The sequence below is a fragment of the Pseudomonas sp. SIMBA_041 genome (genome assembly GCF_046535095.1).
GTDB lineage: Bacteria > Pseudomonadota > Gammaproteobacteria > Pseudomonadales > Pseudomonadaceae > Aquipseudomonas > Aquipseudomonas mucoides.
Map to the genome: position 1 here is coordinate 1 of NZ_JAWRXJ010000215.1, position 279 is coordinate 279.

Consider the following 279-nt stretch of genomic DNA (forward strand, 5'->3'; position numbering starts at 1 on the left):
TTCTCCGGTCATGGCGTGCTGCCTACCCTGGCTGGGGCGCGGGCGGTCAGCGATGCGATCCTCGGCAACGACGACCTGCTGACGCTGTACCAAGGCATCGACAACGGTCGCTTCCCTGGCGGCGACTTGATAGCCGCACCGCTGGAGGCCGCGGCCAAAGCCTGGTACAGGTTGCGCGACCATGTCTGATGAAGTTCAAACACTGGCGGTGCTGATCCGCGACCTGCGCAAGCACCGCGGGCTGACGCTTGACGAGCTGGCCGGCAAGGTCAAGCGCTC

At 65.6% G+C, this 279-nt stretch carries 1 pseudogene; it reads left to right on the forward strand.

From position 1 onward, the window contains the following. Positions 1-189, forward strand: a pseudogene (locus SB725_RS30910) (FAD-dependent oxidoreductase); the annotation flags it as partial. Between the last annotated feature and the right edge of the window lie 90 nt (positions 190-279).